A 17346-nucleotide genomic window follows, 5' to 3' on the forward strand; every position below is an offset into this window, starting at 1 on the left:
TCCCGACCCATCCCGCCCGGCGTTCCCCGGGCCACCCCTGGCCCGTCATTCCCCCGGCCACCCCGACACGCCACTCCCCCACCCACTCTCGAAGCATCACTCCCCAAGCCCGGCCCCCCCACCCACGGCCCCACTCCTCAACCCACCGCTCCACACCCCGACGCATCCCTCCCCGGCCCCACCCCCCCCCGACACGCCATCCCTCCGGCCTCCCCCCAACCCATCACTCCCCCGGCCCCACCCCTGATTGCCCCACCGCCCCTTGGGGAACCCGCACTTGCGTGCACCCCCGCATCGAGGACTACGCCCTTATCGGCGACGAGCAGACGGCCGCCCTGGTCGGCAGGGACGGGTCCGTCGACTGGCTGTGTCTGCCCCGGTTCGACTCGGCCGCCTGCTTCGCCAAGCTCCTCGGCGACAAGGACAACGGCCACTGGCGCATCGCCCCCAAGCACACGAAGGGCCCCTGCACCCGGCGCGCCTACCGCCCGGACACCCTGGTGCTGGACACCGAGTGGGAGACCGCCGAGGGGGCGATCCGTGTCACCGACCTGATGCCCCAACGCGACCGCTCCCCCGACCTCGTACGCATCGTGGAGGGGCTGAGCGGCCGGGTCACGGTGCGCAGCAGTCTGCGGCTCCGCTTCGACTACGGCTCGATCGTCCCCTGGGTGCGCAAGTCCCGCGGCCACCGGGTGGCCGTCGCCGGCCCGGACTCGGTCTGGCTGCGCAGCGAACCGGCCGTGCCCACCTGGGGCGAGGACTTCGGTACGCACTCGGAGTTCACGGTCGAGGCCGGTGAGCGGGTCGCGTTCGTCCTCACCTGGCACCCCTCGCACGAGCCGCGCCCGCCGCTCGTCGACCCGTACAAGGCGTTGCACGCCAGCATCCGCGACTGGCAGAAGTGGGTGAGCCGCTGCAACTACGCCGGCCCGTACCGCGACGCCGTCGTCCGTTCCCTGATCACTCTCAAGGCCCTCACCTACCGCCCGACCGGCGGCATCGTCGCGGCCGTCACCACCTCGCTCCCCGAGGAGATCGGCGGCGTCCGCAACTGGGACTACCGCTACTGCTGGCTGCGCGACTCCACCCTCACCCTGAACGTGGGCCTGTCGGCGGGCTACCGGGCGGAGGCGGAGGCCTGGCGCGACTGGCTGCTGCGCGCGGTCGCGGGCGACCCGGCCGACCTGCAGATCATGTACGGCCTGGCGGGCGAGCGACGGCTGCCCGAGTTCGAGGTGCCGTGGCTGTCCGGCTTCGCCGGCTCCGCCCCCGTACGCATCGGCAACGAGGCCGTGGAACAGCTCCAGTTGGACGTCTACGGCGAGGTCATGGACACCCTGGCGCTGGCCCGGGACGCGGGACTGCCCTCCAAGCCGCACATCTGGGCGATCCAGGCCGCCCTCATCGACTGGCTGAACGAGCAGTGGCGGCAGCCCGACGAGGGGCTGTGGGAGGTACGCGGGGGGCGCCGGCACTTCGTGCACTCGAAGGTGATGGTGTGGGTGGCCGCGGACCGGGCGGTGCGCACGCTGGAGATGAACCAGACCCTCGAGGGCGACCTCGCCGGCTGGCGGGAGTTCCGCGACGAGGTGCACCGCGAGGTGTGCGAGAAGGGCTTCGACGCCGAGCGGAACACCTTCACGCAGTACTACGGCTCCCGTGAACTGGACGCCGCGCTCCTGCTCATGCCGCGCGTCGGCTTCCTGCCGCCCGACGACCCGCGCGTCATCGGCACCATCGACGCGATCCGCGCCGAGCTCAGCCACGACGGGTTCCTGCGCCGCTACAGCCAGGAGACGTCCGTCGACGGACTCCCGGGCGGCGAGGGCACGTTCCTGGCCTGCTCGTTCTGGCTCGCGGAGGCGCTGCACATGACGGGGCGTACGCAGGAGGCACGGGAGCTGTTCGACCGGCTGGTGCGCCTCGCCAACGACGTGGGCCTGCTGTCCGAGGAGTACGACCCCGTGGCCGACCGCCAGCTCGGCAACTTCCCGCAGGCCTTCAGCCACATCGGCCTGGTGAACACCGCTCTCGCGCTGTTCGGCGGCGACGGGGCAGGATAGGGCCATGGATCTTGGACTGAGGAACCGGGTGTACGTCGTCACGGGGGCCACCCGTGGACTGGGCAACGCGGCGGCGCGTGAGCTGGTGGCCGACGGGGCGAAGGTCGTCCTGACCGGCCGGGACGAGAAGCGGGTCGCCGCCGTGGCCGCCGAGTTGGGGCCGAACGCCGTCGGGGTGGCCGTCGACAACGCCGATCCGGAGGCTCCGGGGCGGCTCATCGCGGTCGCCCGGGAGGCCTTCGGCAGGTTCGACGGCATCTTCATCAGCGTCGGCGGACCGGCTCCGGGATTTGTCGCCGACAACACGGACGACCAGTGGCAGTCGGCGTTCGAGTCGGTGTTCCTGGGCGCGGTGCGGCTGGCGCGGACCGCGGCGGCCGAACTGGAGGCGGGGGGCGTCATCGGGTTCGTGCTGTCGGGGTCGGTGCACGAGCCGATTCCGGGGCTGACCATTTCCAACGGACTGCGCCCGGGGCTCGCCGGATTCGCCAAGTCCCTCGCGGACGAACTGGGGCCTCGGGACATTCGAGTCGTCGGGTTGCTTCCGGCCCGCATCGATACGGACCGGGTGCGGGAGCTGGACGGATTGTCCGCGGATCCGGAGGCCACTCGGGCCGCGCACGAGGCACGAATTCCGCTGCGTCGTTATGGAACTCCGGAGGAGTTCGGGCGTGCGGCCGCGTTCTTGCTGTCTCCGGCGGCTTCCTATTTGACGGGGATCATGCTGCCGGTGGACGGCGGCATGCGGCACGGGTTCTAACTGACCCTCTCCGCACGGTGTTTGACGCCCTTCAATCGAACCTCCGTCGGCAATTGCGCCAGCCCCGCTGAATTGCGCGCGTGGGCCAGGGCCTGAGTGGTGAGGTCGTTCAGTGCCGTCCCGGGGTCCACGTGCGGTTCCAGCAGGAGGCGTACCCGGGTCTCGGGGGTGCTGCGCCTGCCCGTCAGGTGGACGCGGGCCCGCTGCACGCCCTCGCCGCCCGCCGCCTCGCCCTCCAGGACGTTCTCCAGGGCGCGCCCCCGCAGCAGCGCGCCCTCGCCGTCGCCGGTGTCGACCAGGACCTCGGCGAGGCGGCGCCGGCGCAGGTTCGCGGTCAGCCACCACAGGGCGAGCAGGACCAGGACGGCCAGTACGGCGAGGACGGTCGGCCACCACCAGCCGTCGTCCCGCCAGCGGGTCCGCTCGGCGTCGCTGAGCAGTACGTCGTGCCGGCTGTCGTGGATCCACCAGGACGGCGGGTCCAGCCCGAGTCCCACGGCCAGCACGGACCCCCCGATCACGAGCAGCACCAGCCCGACGATCCCGATCAGCACCCGGTTGACCACCCTGAGCACGGCCCTCACCCCTTCCGTCCGGGCCGCCGCACCCGCACCGACAGCGCGGGCGGGCGGGACAGGCCCAGGCCCCGGATCGCGTCGGCGAGCGTGGCGTCCAGGTCGGCGCGTACGTCGTCCAGGTCGCGGAAGTGCGCGACGGCACGGACATCGGCGCGGGCCCGGCCCATCCGTACCCGTACCGACTGGACGCCGGAGACCTCCATGGCCCGGTCGCGCAGCACGAGGGCGGCGAGATCGCGGTGGAGTCCGGCGCGGACGTCGGGGTGGGTGCGCCGCATCGGCAGGACGGCGCGCAGTCCGGGGGTGGTGGCCAGGACGAGCAGCCACAGGCCGATGACGGCGGCGACACCCGCGCCGACGAGCACCCAGATGTCGTCGAGGGGGCGTGTGGCGAGCTGGTCGGCCAGTTCCCGGCGCCAGCGCATGGCGGGCCGGTCGGCGCGCACGGAGGCGATGTCGTACAGGAAGAAGCCTGCGACGAGGAAGAGCAGGAGCGCCATGATCGCGGCCGGGATCCGGCGTGCCGACCAGAAGCGGCCGTCCTTGCCGCCCTCGCCGTCGAGCGGGGGCGGGGGCTCGTAGTCCGCCGCCGACGCCGACTGGTCGAGGGTGTCGGGGCCGGTCTCCTTCTCGATGACCGGCAGTCGCTGTGTGGTGCCCTCGGAGCCCTGGGACTCGCTCATCGCGTCCTCCCCTGTGCCGTGCCCTGCACGGGCGCCGAGTGCAGCCGCTCCACGTGCACGGCGACCTCCGGCACCTCCATTCCCACCAACGCGCCTACCCGCTCGGCGACGTGTCGACGCACGGCCGCGCAGCGGGCGCCGATGTCGGTGGGGTAGTCGAGTTCGACGTGGACGCGGATCCGGGCGGTCTCGTGCGCGACGACGACGTTGGCGTACTGCCGGGCGGCGTCCGTGACCGACCCCACCGCCTCGCGTGCGGCCTGTGAGGCGACCTTCGCGACGACCCGGTCGGCGATCCGCGTCGCCCCGCGCTCACCGGGCGGGACGGCGGCCGACGGTCGGCGGAACTCCGCGGCCCCCTCGCTCACGGATGTCACCGCCGCCGTTCGTCACGGTGCCGGAAGAAGTCTCCGAGCTCCCAGTCCCCCTCCAGGAACCGCCCGGCGACGAAACCGACGGCGCCCAGGGCCGCCACCAGCAAGAAGGCGCCGAATCCGCCGAAATACCCGGCGAAGCCCAGTGCCATGCCGGCGATCATGCCGACCACGGCCATGCTCATGATGCGCTCCTCAGCTTCTCGGCGACTGCCCGGCCGCCGTGTTGTCCGGTCGCCGGCGCATCACTGGATCCGGCGCTCCGGTTCCTCTTCCTCTTCCTCCGGCAGCTTCACATCACTCACCGCGATGTTGACCTCTACGACTTCGAGGCCGGTCATCCGCTCGACGGCGTTGATCACGTTCTCGCGCACGTACCGGGCCACATCGGCGATCGAGACGCCGTACTCGACGACGATCTCCAGGTCGAGCGCGGCCTGCACCTCGCCGACCTCGGCCTTCACCCCCCGGGTCACCGACTTCGTCCCGCCCGGCACCCGGTCGCGCACGGCCCCGAAGGTCCGCGACAGTCCGCTGCCCATGGCGTGTACGCCGTCCACATCGCGTGCGGCCATCCCGGCGATCTTCTCCACGACGCCGTCCGCGATGGTCGTCCGGCCCCGGGCGCCGGCGTCTCCCCCACCGCGCTTGGTCACCTGGGTCTTGCGGGTGACGGGGGCCTCGCCCTCCGTCCCCCGGTTCTGCTCCGTGGTCTCAGTCATGGCCGTTCGTCCTTTTCGGTTGTTGTCCCCTGACCACGGTAAGCACGGTTGCGCGTTCGCGCGCCGGGGATGCGGCAGGCTGGAGGAATGACAACGGCGGACAGGTGGACGCAAGCAGTCCGGCATCAGCTGGGGCTCGGCAGACTGCTGCCCCTGGGCAGCGCGCGCGACGGAGCGTGGATCTCCGAGCGGGCGGCCGAGGCGGTGCTGCGGCACGCGGCCGAGGACATGCGCGGGGTGCGACTGGACGTGCTCCGGATCGCTCTCACCGACCCCGAGGACACGCACGAGGCCGCCGTACCGCCCCCGCCGAGCGCCCTGCCGCCGGGGCCGCTGAGAGTGACGGCGGACTTCGCGGCGACGTCGGCCGAGCCGCTGCCCGCGACGGCGCAAGGGCTGCGCGGCCTGCTGGCCACCGCGGCCACGGAACGTCTCGGCCTGACGGTGACCGAGGTGGACCTGCGCGTGACGGCCCTGCTCGACGAGGACGAGGGCACCGAGCCCCCTCCCGTGCGGGAGCCCGAGCCGGCGGCGGCCGCGGAGCCGGGGAACCCCGACGAGGAGCGCATCACCGCCGCGGTCCTCGCCGTCCCGGGCGTGGCCCGGCTGACGGGCGCCCTGGGCGGGTTGGGCCGTGCCGTGCACATCGAGGAGCGGCAGGGCGGGACAGCCCTGCCGCGCCGGCATGTGCGCGTGGAGATCTCGGTGCGCGCGGAGCACCGGGCCGTGGAAGTGGCCCGGGAGGTCCGTACGCGGGTGGGGCAGGAGTTGGCTGATCACCCGACGGTGGCCGTACTGGTCACCGCCGTCGGCTGATCAGCGCATGGCTCACTCGCCGAGGCCGGCCAGGTCCCGCAGCCGTCGCGCCTGCGCGGCCCGCTCGGCGCCGCGCTGCTCGTCGTACACGCGATCCACGGCACCACGAAGCAGCGCCTTGGTCTCGATCACGGCATCCCGCGGCGCGGCCACGATGGCCCCCGCCAGATCCCGTACGGCGTCGTCGAGCTGCTCAGCGGGCACCGCGAGGTTGGCGAGCCCGCTGCTCACGGCCTCCTCGGCCAGCACGAACCGGCCCGTGACACAGATCTCCAGCGCGCGGCCGTAACCGACCAGCCCGACCAGCGGATGGGTACCCGTCAGGTCCGGCACCAGCCCGAGGCTGGTCTCACGCATGGCGAACTGCACGTCGTCGGCGACGACGCGCACGTCACAGGCGAGCGCGAGCTGGAAGCCCGCCCCGATGGCATGGCCCTGGACGGCGGCGATGGACACGATGTCGTTGCGCCGCCACCAGGTGAAGCCCTCCTGGAACTCGGCGATGGCAGCGTCGAGTTCACCGTCGCTGCTGCGCGCGAGGTCGATGAAGGAGGGCTCCCCTTCGATCCCGTCAGGCGTGAACATCTGCCGGTCGAGGCCGGCGGAGAAGGACTGGCCCTCTCCACGCAGCACGACGACCCGCACGCTGCCCGGCAGAGCCCGCCCGGCCTCGGCGAGCGTCCGCCACATGGCGGGGCTCTGCGCATTGCGCTTGGCCGGGTTGGTCAGGGTCACCGTGGCGATCGCGCCGTCGACGGTGAGCCGTACGCCGTTCTTGTCGAGCAGGGGAGCGAGTTCCTGGCCGGACGAAGCCATGGGGTGCCTCCGATGAGTGCGGTCATCACGGGATGCCCGGGAGGGCACCCCCTAAGTGACTGCACAGTAACCACCCGGTCAGTCAGCCGACCGACCGGGTGGCCACCATCGAAGCCGATGGGCCGCCCGGGCTCAGGACGATGCGGCCTTCTTGCCCCGCGTCGCCCCGCCACGCCCACGGAGCGTGACGCCCGATTCGCTGAGCATCCGGTGGACGAAGCCATACGAGCGGCCGGTTTCCTCGGCCAGTGCCCGAATGCTCGCACCGGAGTCGTACTTCTTCTTCAGGTCTGCCGCGAGCTTGTCGCGCGCGGCGCCGGTTACCCGGCTGCCCTTCTTCAGAGTCTCGGCCACCCGTGCCTCCTCATGGGAAGTGCGCTCTGGTCTCCTCATGATCACCCCTCCGGGCCTTCATGGCCACCCATTCGGCAAGGTCCGTAAGACATCGTCGTGACGACAGGAGCACATCCCCACAAGCGGAATCTGGAATTCCGTTGAGCGATGCCCGTACGGCCGAACGGGTTATTTCGCGAAGTGCCAGGTCAGGGACGCGAGACGGCCGAGCCCTTGTCGATAAAGGACTCGGCCGTGAAATTGATGTAGTACACACCTCGGTACGAGGAGATCTCACACAGATGATGGATCACCGATGGGCCGAATGATCCATACGCCGGTGATCACGCATTCGATCAAGCCAGGGCGACGAGATCCGCGTAGTCGGCGCCCCACAGGTCCTCGACACCGTCCGGCAGCAGAATGATCCGTTCCGGCTGCAGCGCCTCGACGGCGCCCTCGTCGTGGGTGACGAGCACGACCGCGCCCTTGTACGTGCGCAGCGCGCCGAGGATCTCCTCGCGGCTGGCCGGGTCGAGGTTGTTGGTGGGCTCGTCGAGGAGCAGGACATTCGCCGAGGAGACGACCAGGGTCGCGAGCGCGAGACGGGTCTTCTCACCGCCGGAGAGGACCCCGGCAGGCTTGTCGACGTCGTCACCGGAGAACAGGAACGAGCCGAGCACCTTGCGGACCTCGACGAGGTCCATGTCGGGGGCCGCGGAGCGCATGTTCTCCAGCACCGTGCGCTCGGGGTCGAGGGTCTCGTGCTCCTGGGCGTAGTACCCGAGCTTGAGGCCGTGGCCCTCGATCACCTCGCCGGTGTCGGGCTTCTCGACGCCGCCGAGGAGGCGGAGCAGGGTGGTCTTGCCGGCGCCGTTGAGCCCGAGGATGACGACCCTCGACCCCTTGTCGATGGCCAGGTCGACGTCGGTGAAGATCTCCAGCGAGCCGTACGACTTCGACAGGCCCTCGGCGGTCAGCGGGGTCTTGCCGCAGGGCGCGGGCTCGGGGAAGCGGAGCTTGGCGACCTTGTCGCTCTGGCGCACCGCCTCGAGTCCGGCGAGCAGCCGGTCGGCACGCTTGGCCATGTTCTGCGCGGCGACGGTCTTGGTGGCCTTGGCGCGCATCTTGTCGGCCTGCGAGTGCAGCGCGGCGGCCTTCTTCTCGGCGTTCTGCCGCTCGCGCTTGCGGCGCTTCTCGTCGGCCTCGCGCTGCTGCTGGTAGAGCTTCCAGCCCATGTTGTAGACGTCGATCTGGGCACGGTTGGCGTCCAGGTAGAACACCTTGTTGACGACCGTCTCGACCAGGTCCACGTCGTGGGAGATCACGATGAACCCTCCGCGGTAGGTCTTCAGGTAGTCCCGCAGCCAGACGATCGAGTCGGCGTCGAGGTGGTTGGTCGGCTCGTCGAGCAGCAGGGTGTCCGCGTCGGAGAACAGGATGCGGGCCAGCTCGATACGGCGGCGCTGACCGCCGGAGAGGGTGTGCAGCGGCTGGCCGAGCACCCGGTCGGGCAGGTTGAGCGCGGCGGCGATGGTGGCGGCCTCGGCCTCGGCGGCGTACCCGCCCTTGGTGAGGAACTCCGTCTCCTGGCGCTCGTACTGCTTCAGGGCCTTCTCGCGGGTGGCGCCCTGGCCGTTGGCGATGCGCTGTTCGTTCTCGCGCATCTTGCGGATCAGTACGTCCAGGCCGCGCGCGGACAGGACGCGGTCGCGGGCGAGGACGTCGAGGTCGCCGGTGCGGGGGTCCTGCGGGAGGTAGCCGACCTCGCCGGAGCGGGTGATGTTGCCGCCGGCGGGGATGCCCTCGCCGGCCAGGCACTTGGTGAGGGTGGTCTTGCCGGCGCCGTTGCGGCCGACGAGGCCGATGCGGTCACCCTTGGCGACTCGGAAGGTCGCGGACTCGATGAGGACGCGCGCACCGGCGCGCAGCTCGATACCGGAGGCGGAAATCACGGACAGACTCCAGGGCGGGGTTAAGTGGCGGGATGGGCGGCTGAGGACGTTCCCGCCGTCTAATGCGCGAGGAGAATGGCCATGAGGCCAGTCTAACGGGGCCGTGCAACCACTTTTCGTGGGTCCGGGTGTTCGGGCCGCCGCCGAGCCCCTTCCTCGCGGACTTCGTCGCCGAGCGACCTGCGGTCCGGGGTGATCCGCCCCAGGTCGTGCACGGCGATGAGCTGGGCGGTCCAGGCCGCGCGGGGGCGGGGCCTGGCGAGGAGCAGCGCCCCGCCGTGACGTTCGGCACGTGCGGGCTCGAAGGCACGGCCCTCGCGAGCGGGAAGCACCCGGCGCGGGACGCCGTCGGCGATCCGGTACGCGACGACGCGGCCCGGCGTGACGACCGCGAGCATGCCCGCCCGAGGGGGCGCAGGACGCCGGTGCCGCGCCGTGGGCCGGCAGCCAGTCGCCGGCCGCGGGCAGCGCGCGGTGCCGGCGCACGGAGCGACCGTCGGTGTCGGTGACCATGCCGTCGCCCCAGAGCGTGACGACCTCCACGCGCGCGTGGAGCCGCGCCTGGAGCGAGGTCAGGGGGCGGCGGCCTTCGCGGGTGTGGCGCCACAGGAGGAGGCCGACGCGGGGGTCGTGGGCCTCGATGGCGGCGAGGCGCGTGCGCAGGTGCGCCGGGGCCTGCGGGTGCGGCCGCAGTGGCAGCGGGGTGGCGTGCGGTACGCGTGCGTGGACGGTGAGGTGGTCGCCGTAGGGGGCGGGGCGACGTGGTGGGCGGCGGCGAGGACGGGGAGGACCAGGAGCAGGAGCGACGCGGCCGCGAGGAGGGGGCTCGGAGCGGGGGGGGCGGGGCTGCTCGGTCACCTCGGTCGGCAGGACGATCACCGACGCTCCCTCGGACCCCGTCCCGGGTTCCTCCTGGGCCTCGGCGGCCTGCGGGGCAGCGACTGCACCGCGGCCCGCTTCCGGCGGATCAGCCGCGGAGCGCAGCAGGTTCGGGGCGGACGACTGGGGCGGGCGGTCGGGACACGGCAACTCGCCGGGGCCTTCTCCCCCGTTCGGCCCTCGGGAGGGGCCCGGTGGCCCGACCCGCGGGCCGTTGTCGGTGGTCGCTGCAAGACTGGGCAGCGGGTCGGGATCCGGCATTTCGGCGGCTGTGGACCACAGCGATTGATCACGGGATTGATCACAAAGGGGTGATCGGTATGGCAGGCACGAGCGGTGGGCGTCCGAGCATCTACCCGACGCTGCACTACGTGGACGCGAAGGCGGCGATCAAGCAGCTCACGGAGGCCTTCGGGTTCACGGAACTGGCGGTGTACGAGACCGAGGACGGCAAGATCGCGCATGCGGAACTGGTGCAGGGCAACGGCGCGGTGATGCTCGGTTCGACGGGCACCGGCAGCACCTTCGACAAGCTGATGAAGGACGCGGGCCCGACCGGCGTGTACGTCGTGGTGGACGACGTCGACGCACACCACCGGCGGGCCGTGGAACACGGCGCGGAGATCCTGATGCCCCCGACGGACCAGGACTACGGCTCGCGGGACTACATGGCCCGCGACAGCGAGGGCAACGTGTGGAGCTTCGGCACCTACGCCCCCGCGCTGGGGAACTGAGGCCGGCCCGGCTCAGCTCCCCCCGGTGTGCACCTGGAAGGCGGCGCGGCGCACGGCCTTCGCGAGCGCGGGGTCGGGGTGCGCGGCGGCGAGTGCGACCAGAACCTGCACGGTGCGGGGATGACCGACGGCACGCACCTCGACGAGGAGCGCGGGCACGGTCGGCTGCAGCGCCGACTCCAGGTGCCGTACGAGCATGGGGGCCTCGCCGTGGTCGGCGACGGCGGCGGCGGTGTCGACCCACAGCCAGGTGGCCTCTTCCCGGGTGAGCACCTCGTGGGCGTCCTCGGGGTCGATCCCGTCGTGCTCGGCGAGCCACAGCAGGGCGTACGGCCGCAGGGTCGGCTCGTCGACGACGGCACGTACGTCGGGCTCGGCGGGGGCGCCGACGACGCGCAGCGCCTCGAAGGCGAGGCCGCGCAGGAGGGCGTCGTCGCCGCGGGCGGCGCCGAGGAGTTCGGTGACGGCGCTGCCGACCGGGCGTGCGGCGAGCCAGGCGCGGTATTCGTCGCGGGCGGCGTTGGGGCGGAGCTGGGCGCAGCCGCGGAGCATGTCCTCGGCCGCCTGCTCGATGTTCCCGGCGGGGCTCTGGGCGGCGACGCAGATCTGCTCCAGCTTGACCCAGACCGCCCAGCTGCCGAGCGGGGTGAGGGTGGCCTGGCCGTCGCCGTAGGTGAGGGCGCCGACGGAGGCGAGGGCGTGCAGGGCCCAGTCGAGGAGCGGGGCGAGGGGCGTGTCCGCGGCGGCCGGGTCGGCCATCGGCTCGGGCTGCGGCCCGTAGGGGATCTCGCATCTCTCGGTGCGCAGTTCGGTGACGCGCTGCTCCAGCAGGTCCAGGAGCTGCTCGACGGGGACGGGCCCGGCGGACAGCTGGAGGAAGGAGAGCACCTGCGGCATGGCGGACACGACGTCGGCGACGGCGCCGTGCGCGAGCCGCTCGGGTTCCGGGTGGGCGATCGACCAGGCGTCGAAGAGAGCGACCCAGCCGCGCAGGACGGCGCTGTCGTCGCGGTCCCAGGCGCGCAGTCGCCAGCCGGGCCGCGCGCTGTCGCCGTGCACCTCGACGAGACCGGCGAGCCGGGCGGTGTCCCAGTCCGCGCGCACCTGAGCCACGGTCAGGCCCAGGTCGATCGCGGCCCGTTCGGCGGTCGCGTCGGAGAGGGTGCCCTTGCCGTCGGAGCCGGCACCGTCCCGGCCGGGGCGCAGGGCGGCGTCGGCCCAGTGGGCGACGCGGGCCGCGCTGGCCAGACCGGAGCGAGCCATTCTGGCCAGCTCGGACGGGGCCGGTGTGCCCTCCGGAGGGCGGGGTACGGGGCGCCGTGGGCGTCGCTGGTTCACGGCTCTGGGGGCGGCGGCCAGGGGTCGCGGGCGGACGAGTCGAAGCCTGGAGTCGCGCGGGATACGGGACGTCACGGGTGCAGTCTTCCGGTTGACGGTCCGAAAACCCAAACGGAATGTCACCAGGGGCTACGGGGATGGCCAACGCACGGGGTCCCGTGAGCGGCGAAGGACCGATAACAGGCCAGTGGTACGGGGTTAAACGGAACCTGTGCCACCGGTGCGGGAGCCAGGGGAGGGCGACGTCGGTCGAGCGGCGTCACATGAGCGGTGTCATGAAGCGGCGCAGGGCCTCTTCGTAGAACTCGGGGTCGGCGTTCCACATGGCGGCGTGGGGGGCGTTGCGGACCGTGTGGAGGGCCACCAGGTTGGGGTGGGCGTCGGCGAGCCGGCGGGAGAGGGTCCAGGGGGCCACCCTGTCGCCGGGGCCGTGGAAGATGAGGGTCGGCACCGTGAGGCGGTCGGGCGCACCGTTGCCGGTGGCGCGGTCGGTGTCCAGGCCGGTGCGGCCCTGTGCCGCGCGGACCGCGAGCGGCAGCAGCACACTCGGCGTGTGGCGGGCCCTGGCGAGGGCACGCAGTGTGGCCTCCCAGTTGAGCACCGGGGAGTCCAGGACGAGGCCGGAGACACGCTCACGCAGGCCCGAGTGCGCGGCGGCGCGCAGCGCCATGGTCGCGCCGGTGGACCAGCCGAGCAGGACGAACTGTTCGGCGCCGTACCGCACGGCGTAGCGCATCGCCGCGTCCAGGTCGCGCCACTCGGTCTCGCCGAGGTGGTTCAGTCCGTCCGGCGGGCGGGGTGCGCCGAGGTCGCCGCGGTAGGAGAGGGCGAGGACCGGGAAGTGGCGGCCGTTGAGGAACCGCATGACGTTCATGGCGTGTTCGCGGGTGGTGCCGAGGCCGTGCACCGCGATGACCCAGGTGCTGCGGCTGCCGGGGACGAACCAGGCGGGCAGGGCGCCGAGTTCGCCGGGGATGTCGACGTCGGCGTGGTCGAGACCGAGGGCGGCGCTCGGGTTGCCGACGTACACGTTCGGGGTGAGCCAGACGGTGTCGCCGGGCTTGAAGCTGCCGTGGGTGACGCGCTCCAGGCGGCGTACGACGGTGTCGGCGGAGTGGCTCGCCGCGGGCAGTACGGGGCCGACGACCGCGTGCGAGCCGTCGCCGGAGAGGCCGTAGGTGCCGGGGCGCAGGGAGGCGAGGTCGCGGGTGAGGGCGATCTGGCCGGCGGCCGTGGCGTGCACGGTGAGCCGGGGTTCGGTGGGCAGGGGGCGGCCGGCGGGCGCGGTCAGCGCGGCTCCGCTGGCGAATCGGCCGGCCGCCACGGTGGCGGCGCCGGCGGCCAGGGCCACGGTGACGGCGGCGGCCGTCGCTTTGACAGTGCGCACGTGTTCCAGTGTCCGGGCGGACGGGAGGAGCGGCCAGTGGGAGGGCGGGTTTGGGTGAGGTTCCGCCTGTCTCGCCCCCGCCGCCCCTACCCGTCCCGTCCCTGGGGGCTGCCGCCCCCATACCCCCGCTTCGGCCCTGAACGGGCCTCGTCCTCAAACTCCCCCAGAGGGGGCCCACCCCCAACGGGCTGGAATGCCTGGGCCTGCGTCCAAGTGCGCCAGCACCCCTCACCCCCGTTGCCCATACCCCCGCAGCCGCTCCCCCGCCTCCGCCACCTGCTCCTCCGACAGCAGTGTCGGTGCGAGTCCCGGTACCGAGGACGCCGTGAGCCACAGGCGGCACATCCACTCCAGCTGGGCCGTACGGTCGTAGGCCTGGTCCAGGGTCGCGCCGTAGCCGATCGTGCCGTGGTTCTGGAGGAGGCAGGCGGTGCGGCCGGTGAGCGCCCGGAGCATGTTCTCGGCCAACTCCTGGGTGCCGTACGTCGCATACGGGGCGACTCGGACGGGTCCGCCGAGGCCGCCGGCCATGTAGTGGATCAGCGGGAGCTCGGGAACCAGGGTCGAGACGGCCGTCGCGTGGACCGCGTGGGTGTGGACGACGGCACGGGCGTCCGTGGCCCGGTAGACGGCCAGATGCATGGGCAGCTCGCTCGTCGGCACCAGCGACCCCAGCACCTGCCTGCCGTCCAGGTCGACCCCCGTCACATCGTCCGGCGTCAGGCGGTCGTACGGCACTCCCGACGGGGTGACCAGCACCGTGTCACCGACCCGCACCGAGACGTTCCCGGACGTGCCGACGACCAGCCCGTCGGACACGGTGCGCCGCGCCGTCGCCACGAGGGCCTCCCAGGCCTCCGTCTCCTCGGGCCGCGCACTCCTGCCCCACGGCTCCCCCACTTCCTGTGCGCCCTCCCGCGCATCCCGCGCTTCCCGATCGCCCCGCTGGTCCCGCCGCTCCTCAGCCATGCGGCGATCCTGCCAGGCGCGACCCCGAGACGGTCTCAAGTCGCCGACGGGCCGGGGCACTTTAGGGCGGAATGCAGGCATCCGGAAGATGACATATCAGGATGAATCCCCCTCTCTCCGGCTTGGCCTGAGATCGATCGGCTTTCAACGGCCCTCCAGTAATCTCTGGGAGATTTGTCGCGCACGTCGCCATTCCGGGGGGAAATATGGCTCGTGATCACAAACCGTCCCGTCACCGCTCCCGCCTCGTAGCGGCATCCGTGGCCGCACTCGCGCTGGGGGGAACCGCACTCGCCGAGATCCCGGCGATGGCAGCCGGCAAGCCCAAGGGGCACGACGTCTCTTCCCATCAGAAGAACGTCAACTGGCAGAGCTCGAAGGCGAAGGGCGCGCGGTTCGTCTACGTCAAGGCGACCGAGTCCCACACCTACCGCAACCCGTACTTCGACCAGCAGTACAACGGCTCCCGCAACGCGGGCCTGATCCGCGGCGCGTACCACTTCGCCCTGCCGAACAAGTCGGCCGGCAGGACGCAGGCGCAGCACTTCGTGCGCAACGGCGGCGGCTGGACGTCGGACGGCTGGACTCTGCCGCCCGCGCTCGACATCGAATACAACCCGTACAGCAAGCACAAGTGCTACGGACTGAGCAAGGCCAAGATGGTCAACTGGATCCAGTCCTTCAGCAACGAGGTGAAGCGGCTCACCGGCCGCCGTCCGGTGATCTACACCACCACCCACTGGTGGAACACGTGCACCGGCGCCAGCCGCGCCTTCGCCTCGAATCACGCGCTGTGGATAGCCCGCTACAACTCCTCCAGCGCGGGGGCACTGCCGGCGGGATGGCAGTTCTGGACCATCTGGCAGTACGACAACGGCGGCAGCCTGCCGGGTGATCAAAATCTCTTCAACGGGTCCATGACCCAGCTGCGGAAGTTCGCCCGGGGCTACTAGCCCTGCGGCGCCTGGGCCGCGCGCCATCCGGCGGAAGGGGGACCCTCTCCCGTTGGGGAAAGCCCTCCCTCCCGGACACCGTGCGGCCTGCCCCAGTTCACCTTCCGTTCATCCAGGTTACCTACGTTCGTCCGGCCAATGACCTCGAACGATTGCCTGGGTAAATGGAAAACTTCTCGCTGATCCTCGCGATTGTGGTGGTAACCGCACTCGCGTTCGATTTCACGAACGGTTTCCACGACACCGCCAACGCGATGGCCACGACCATCTCGACCGGTGCGCTCAAGCCCAAGGTCGCGGTGGCCATGTCCGCCGTACTGAACCTTGTCGGCGCCTTCCTCTCCGTGGAGGTCGCCAACACGATCTCCAAAGGTCTCGTGGACGAGACCGGCATCCGTCCCGAAGTCATATTCGCCGCGCTGGTCGGCGCGATCCTCTGGAACCTGCTGACCTGGCTGGTCGGACTGCCGTCCAGCTCCTCGCACGCCCTGATGGGCGGCCTGATCGGCGCCACCATCGCCTCCGCCGGTGTCGGCGCGGTCCACGGCGACGTCCTGGTGACCAAGGTCCTGATCCCGGCGATCGCCGCCCCGCTGGTCGCGGGCATCGCCGCGCTGCTGGCCACCCGCCTGACGTACAGCCTCGGCAAGAAGGCGGACGGCAACGCCTCCAAGAAGGGCTACCGCGCCGGCCAGATCGCCTCCGCCGGCCTGGTCTCCCTCGCCCACGGCACCAACGACGCGCAGAAGACGATGGGCATCATCACCCTCGCCCTGGTCGCCGGCGGCACCCTCGCCCCCGACTCCGACCCGCCCATGTGGGTCATCCTCTCCGCGGGCGTGGCCATCGCGCTCGGTACCTACCTCGGCGGCTGGCGCATCATCCGCACCATGGGCAAGGGCCTGACCGACCTCCAGCCGCAGCAGGGCTTCGCCGCCCAGACCAGCGCCGCGACGGTCATCCTGGCCTCCTCCCACCTCGGCTTCTCCCTCTCCACCACGCACTCCGTCTCCGGCGCGGTGATGGGCGCGGGCCTCGGCCGCAAGGGCGGCGTGGTCCGCTGGTCGACGGCCACCCGCATGTTCGTCGCCTGGGGCCTGACGCTCCCGGCCGCGGCCCTGGTCGGCGCGCTCGCCGAGTACGTGACCGGCTTCGGTGCCTGGGGCACCGCCCTCGTCGCGGTCTTCCTGGTCACCTCCAGCGCCGCGATCTGGAAGATCTCCCGCCGCGAGGTCGTCGACCACACGAACGTCAACGAGACCGACGAGCCGGCCGGCGTGGTGACCACCGCCATCGCCGCGGTGACCCCGCCGCCGGCGGGCACGGCGACCGAGGACCTGTCGGCCACGATTCCGGCCCCCGCCTCCGAGGCAGCGCCTTCGCAGGCCACCGTCTGATCCCCGCCCGGTTACTCGACCCATCTCCTCAGGAAGTAGCAGCATGAAGATCGACTGGGCAGCTCTCGGCTCCGTCTTCGGCGTCAGTCTCGTGGTCACCGTGGCCCTGGTGGGCCTGTTCACCCTCGGCATCGCGGGCCTGTCCCGCCAGGAGAAGGCCTCCGCGCAGGGGGGCTCGGCCGCGCTCGCGGTGACGGGGGCGTATGCGTGCTTCGCGGCGTGCGCGGCTGCCGTGGGGTACGGGATCTATCTGATCGTGGCCTGACGCACAGCGCGCGAGAACACCTGAGGTGCGGGACGGAACACCGTCCCGCACCTCACGTCTGTGTGGGCCTTCGCACACTCTCCCGTCGCAGGTCAAAGGCAAGTTGACGCCCCTTCCAACCCCATGGTGGACTGCCGGAGCCATATACGGCGGCAGGAGAGGAAGCCGGTGTGAATCCGGCGCGGTCCCGCCACTGTCACCGGGGTAGATAGCCCCGGGAGCCAGGAACTCTCGCCGCCGGTCTCGTCGTACCAGGGCGTGGACACCCTGAGTGAGGACATAACGCGATGCTCGCCTGCCGATCGACATGCAGTGTCGGAC

At 71.7% G+C, this 17346-nt stretch carries 19 protein-coding genes and 1 riboswitch; of the genes, 7 read left to right on the top strand and 12 right to left on the bottom strand.

The annotated features are described in order from the left end of the window. Positions 1 to 281 precede the first annotated feature (281 nt). Together EJ357_RS10495 and EJ357_RS10500 are read left to right on the top strand one after the other, a co-directional pair. Positions 282 to 2066: a glycoside hydrolase family 15 protein gene (locus tag EJ357_RS10495; protein ID WP_126390873.1), complete on the top strand. Its 1785-nt coding sequence runs from the start codon at positions 282 to 284 to the stop codon at positions 2064 to 2066. Positions 2067 to 2070: 4 nt separating this feature from the next. Next, a complete protein-coding gene (locus tag EJ357_RS10500; protein ID WP_126390875.1) occupies positions 2071 to 2826 on the top strand; it encodes an SDR family oxidoreductase in 756 nt (251 codons plus the stop codon). Here the strand turns inward: EJ357_RS10500 and amaP are convergent. Genes amaP through EJ357_RS10525 form a run of 5 tightly spaced genes read right to left on the bottom strand, consistent with a single transcriptional unit; the run spans position 2823 to position 5183 of the window. Beyond that, on the bottom strand, positions 2823 to 3410 hold the full coding sequence (amaP, locus tag EJ357_RS10505; protein ID WP_175647355.1) for an alkaline shock response membrane anchor protein AmaP: 588 nt from the start codon (positions 3408 to 3410) through the stop codon (positions 2823 to 2825). The genes EJ357_RS10500 and amaP overlap by 4 nt on opposite strands. Beyond that, positions 3407 to 4087 carry a DUF6286 domain-containing protein gene (locus EJ357_RS10510; RefSeq protein ID WP_126390879.1) on the bottom strand — a complete coding sequence of 227 codons (681 nt, stop codon included), beginning with the start codon at positions 4085 to 4087 and terminating at the stop codon, positions 3407 to 3409. The genes amaP and EJ357_RS10510 overlap by 4 nt, the downstream gene beginning before the upstream one ends. Beyond that, complete coding sequence (locus EJ357_RS10515) at positions 4084 to 4464, bottom strand: Asp23/Gls24 family envelope stress response protein (RefSeq protein WP_126390881.1); 381 nt, start codon at positions 4462 to 4464, stop codon at positions 4084 to 4086. The genes EJ357_RS10510 and EJ357_RS10515 overlap by 4 nt, the downstream gene beginning before the upstream one ends. Next, complete coding sequence (locus EJ357_RS10520; RefSeq protein ID WP_126390883.1) at positions 4461 to 4646, bottom strand: hypothetical protein; 186 nt, start codon at positions 4644 to 4646, stop codon at positions 4461 to 4463. Before EJ357_RS10520 ends, EJ357_RS10515 begins: the two co-directional genes overlap by 4 nt. Before the next feature lie 60 nt (positions 4647 to 4706). Beyond that, complete coding sequence (locus EJ357_RS10525; RefSeq protein WP_126390885.1) at positions 4707 to 5183, bottom strand: Asp23/Gls24 family envelope stress response protein; 477 nt, start codon at positions 5181 to 5183, stop codon at positions 4707 to 4709. A gap of 87 nt (positions 5184 to 5270) precedes the next feature. Here EJ357_RS10525 and EJ357_RS10530 point away from each other — a divergent pair, with 87 nt between their 5' ends. Further along, positions 5271 to 5999 (top strand): nucleopolyhedrovirus P10 family protein, encoded by a 729-nt coding sequence (locus EJ357_RS10530; protein WP_126390890.1) that lies wholly within the window; start codon positions 5271 to 5273, stop codon positions 5997 to 5999. Positions 6000 to 6011: 12 nt separating this feature from the next. Here EJ357_RS10530 and EJ357_RS10535 read toward each other — a convergent pair whose 3' ends face one another. The 4 genes from EJ357_RS10535 to EJ357_RS48210 all read right to left on the bottom strand — a co-directional run bounded on the left by EJ357_RS10535 (position 6012) and on the right by EJ357_RS48210 (position 9501). Continuing rightward, a complete protein-coding gene (locus EJ357_RS10535; RefSeq protein WP_126390892.1) occupies positions 6012 to 6815 on the bottom strand; it encodes an enoyl-CoA hydratase/isomerase family protein in 804 nt (267 codons plus the stop codon). Between the two features lie 132 nt (positions 6816 to 6947). Further along, complete coding sequence (locus EJ357_RS10540) at positions 6948 to 7169, bottom strand: helix-turn-helix domain-containing protein (protein WP_004002281.1); 222 nt, start codon at positions 7167 to 7169, stop codon at positions 6948 to 6950. Between the two features lie 335 nt (positions 7170 to 7504). Further along, a complete protein-coding gene (locus EJ357_RS10545) occupies positions 7505 to 9103 on the bottom strand; it encodes an ABC-F family ATP-binding cassette domain-containing protein (RefSeq protein ID WP_126390894.1) in 1599 nt (532 codons plus the stop codon). A gap of 92 nt (positions 9104 to 9195) precedes the next feature. Beyond that, positions 9196 to 9501, bottom strand: coding sequence for a hypothetical protein (locus tag EJ357_RS48210; RefSeq protein ID WP_175647357.1), 306 nt, complete (start codon positions 9499 to 9501; stop codon positions 9196 to 9198). Positions 9502 to 10302: 801 nt separating this feature from the next. On the opposite strand from EJ357_RS48210, the gene EJ357_RS10555 reads away from it, so the two are divergent. After that, entirely contained in the window at positions 10303 to 10716 is a 414-nt protein-coding gene (locus EJ357_RS10555) for a VOC family protein (protein WP_126390896.1), read from the top strand. Positions 10717 to 10728: 12 nt separating this feature from the next. On the opposite strand, the gene EJ357_RS10560 is transcribed toward EJ357_RS10555, so the two are convergent. The 3 genes from EJ357_RS10560 to EJ357_RS10570 form a co-directional block, all read right to left on the bottom strand. Then, the gene (locus EJ357_RS10560) at positions 10729 to 12129 is read right to left on the bottom strand and encodes a hypothetical protein (protein WP_175647358.1); all 1401 of its coding nucleotides are present in this window, start codon (positions 12127 to 12129) and stop codon (positions 10729 to 10731) included. Between the two features lie 184 nt (positions 12130 to 12313). After that, positions 12314 to 13441: an alpha/beta hydrolase gene (locus EJ357_RS10565; protein WP_126390898.1), complete on the bottom strand. Its 1128-nt coding sequence runs from the start codon at positions 13439 to 13441 to the stop codon at positions 12314 to 12316. A 228-nt stretch (positions 13442 to 13669) separates the two neighbouring features. After that, a complete protein-coding gene (locus EJ357_RS10570) occupies positions 13670 to 14410 on the bottom strand; it encodes a class II aldolase/adducin family protein (RefSeq protein WP_126390900.1) in 741 nt (246 codons plus the stop codon). A gap of 206 nt (positions 14411 to 14616) precedes the next feature. Here EJ357_RS10570 and EJ357_RS10575 point away from each other — a divergent pair, with 206 nt between their 5' ends. The 3 genes from EJ357_RS10575 (at position 14617) to EJ357_RS10585 (ending at position 17025) form a co-directional block, all read left to right on the top strand. Then, positions 14617 to 15363: a lysozyme gene (locus tag EJ357_RS10575; protein WP_126390902.1), complete on the top strand. Its 747-nt coding sequence runs from the start codon at positions 14617 to 14619 to the stop codon at positions 15361 to 15363. Positions 15364 to 15527: 164 nt separating this feature from the next. Next, the gene (locus EJ357_RS10580) at positions 15528 to 16760 is read left to right on the top strand and encodes an inorganic phosphate transporter (RefSeq protein WP_126390904.1); all 1233 of its coding nucleotides are present in this window, start codon (positions 15528 to 15530) and stop codon (positions 16758 to 16760) included. 43 nt (positions 16761 to 16803) lie between these two features. After that, a complete protein-coding gene (locus EJ357_RS10585; protein WP_062142391.1) occupies positions 16804 to 17025 on the top strand; it encodes a hypothetical protein in 222 nt (73 codons plus the stop codon). A gap of 107 nt (positions 17026 to 17132) precedes the next feature. Continuing rightward, positions 17133 to 17278: riboswitch (cobalamin riboswitch) on the top strand. The last annotated feature ends 68 nt before the right edge of the window (positions 17279 to 17346 follow it).

Origin of the sequence: Streptomyces cyaneochromogenes, from assembly GCF_003963535.1 — a bacterium.
Lineage (GTDB): Bacteria > Actinomycetota > Actinomycetes > Streptomycetales > Streptomycetaceae > Streptomyces > Streptomyces shaanxiensis.

What these genes read in the sequence shown, in the direction of transcription:
- EJ357_RS10570 (WP_126390900.1), bottom strand. Translation starts at nt 14,410, where the DNA reads ATGGCTGAGGAGCGGCGGGACCAGCGGGGCGATCGGGAAGCGCGGGAT.
- EJ357_RS10580 (WP_126390904.1), top strand. Translation starts at nt 15,528, where the DNA reads ATGGAAAACTTCTCGCTGATCCTCGCGATTGTGGTGGTAACCGCACTC.
- EJ357_RS10585 (WP_062142391.1), top strand. Translation starts at nt 16,804, where the DNA reads ATGAAGATCGACTGGGCAGCTCTCGGCTCCGTCTTCGGCGTCAGTCTC.
- EJ357_RS10510 (WP_126390879.1), bottom strand. Translation starts at nt 4,087, where the DNA reads ATGAGCGAGTCCCAGGGCTCCGAGGGCACCACACAGCGACTGCCGGTC.
- EJ357_RS10555 (WP_126390896.1), top strand. Translation starts at nt 10,303, where the DNA reads ATGGCAGGCACGAGCGGTGGGCGTCCGAGCATCTACCCGACGCTGCAC.
- EJ357_RS10530 (WP_126390890.1), top strand. Translation starts at nt 5,271, where the DNA reads ATGACAACGGCGGACAGGTGGACGCAAGCAGTCCGGCATCAGCTGGGG.
- EJ357_RS10535 (WP_126390892.1), bottom strand. Translation starts at nt 6,815, where the DNA reads ATGGCTTCGTCCGGCCAGGAACTCGCTCCCCTGCTCGACAAGAACGGC.
- EJ357_RS48210 (WP_175647357.1), bottom strand. Translation starts at nt 9,501, where the DNA reads ATGCTCGCGGTCGTCACGCCGGGCCGCGTCGTCGCGTACCGGATCGCC.
- EJ357_RS10575 (WP_126390902.1), top strand. Translation starts at nt 14,617, where the DNA reads ATGGCTCGTGATCACAAACCGTCCCGTCACCGCTCCCGCCTCGTAGCG.
- EJ357_RS10525 (WP_126390885.1), bottom strand. Translation starts at nt 5,183, where the DNA reads ATGACTGAGACCACGGAGCAGAACCGGGGGACGGAGGGCGAGGCCCCC.
- EJ357_RS10500 (WP_126390875.1), top strand. Translation starts at nt 2,071, where the DNA reads ATGGATCTTGGACTGAGGAACCGGGTGTACGTCGTCACGGGGGCCACC.
- EJ357_RS10520 (WP_126390883.1), bottom strand. Translation starts at nt 4,646, where the DNA reads ATGAGCATGGCCGTGGTCGGCATGATCGCCGGCATGGCACTGGGCTTC.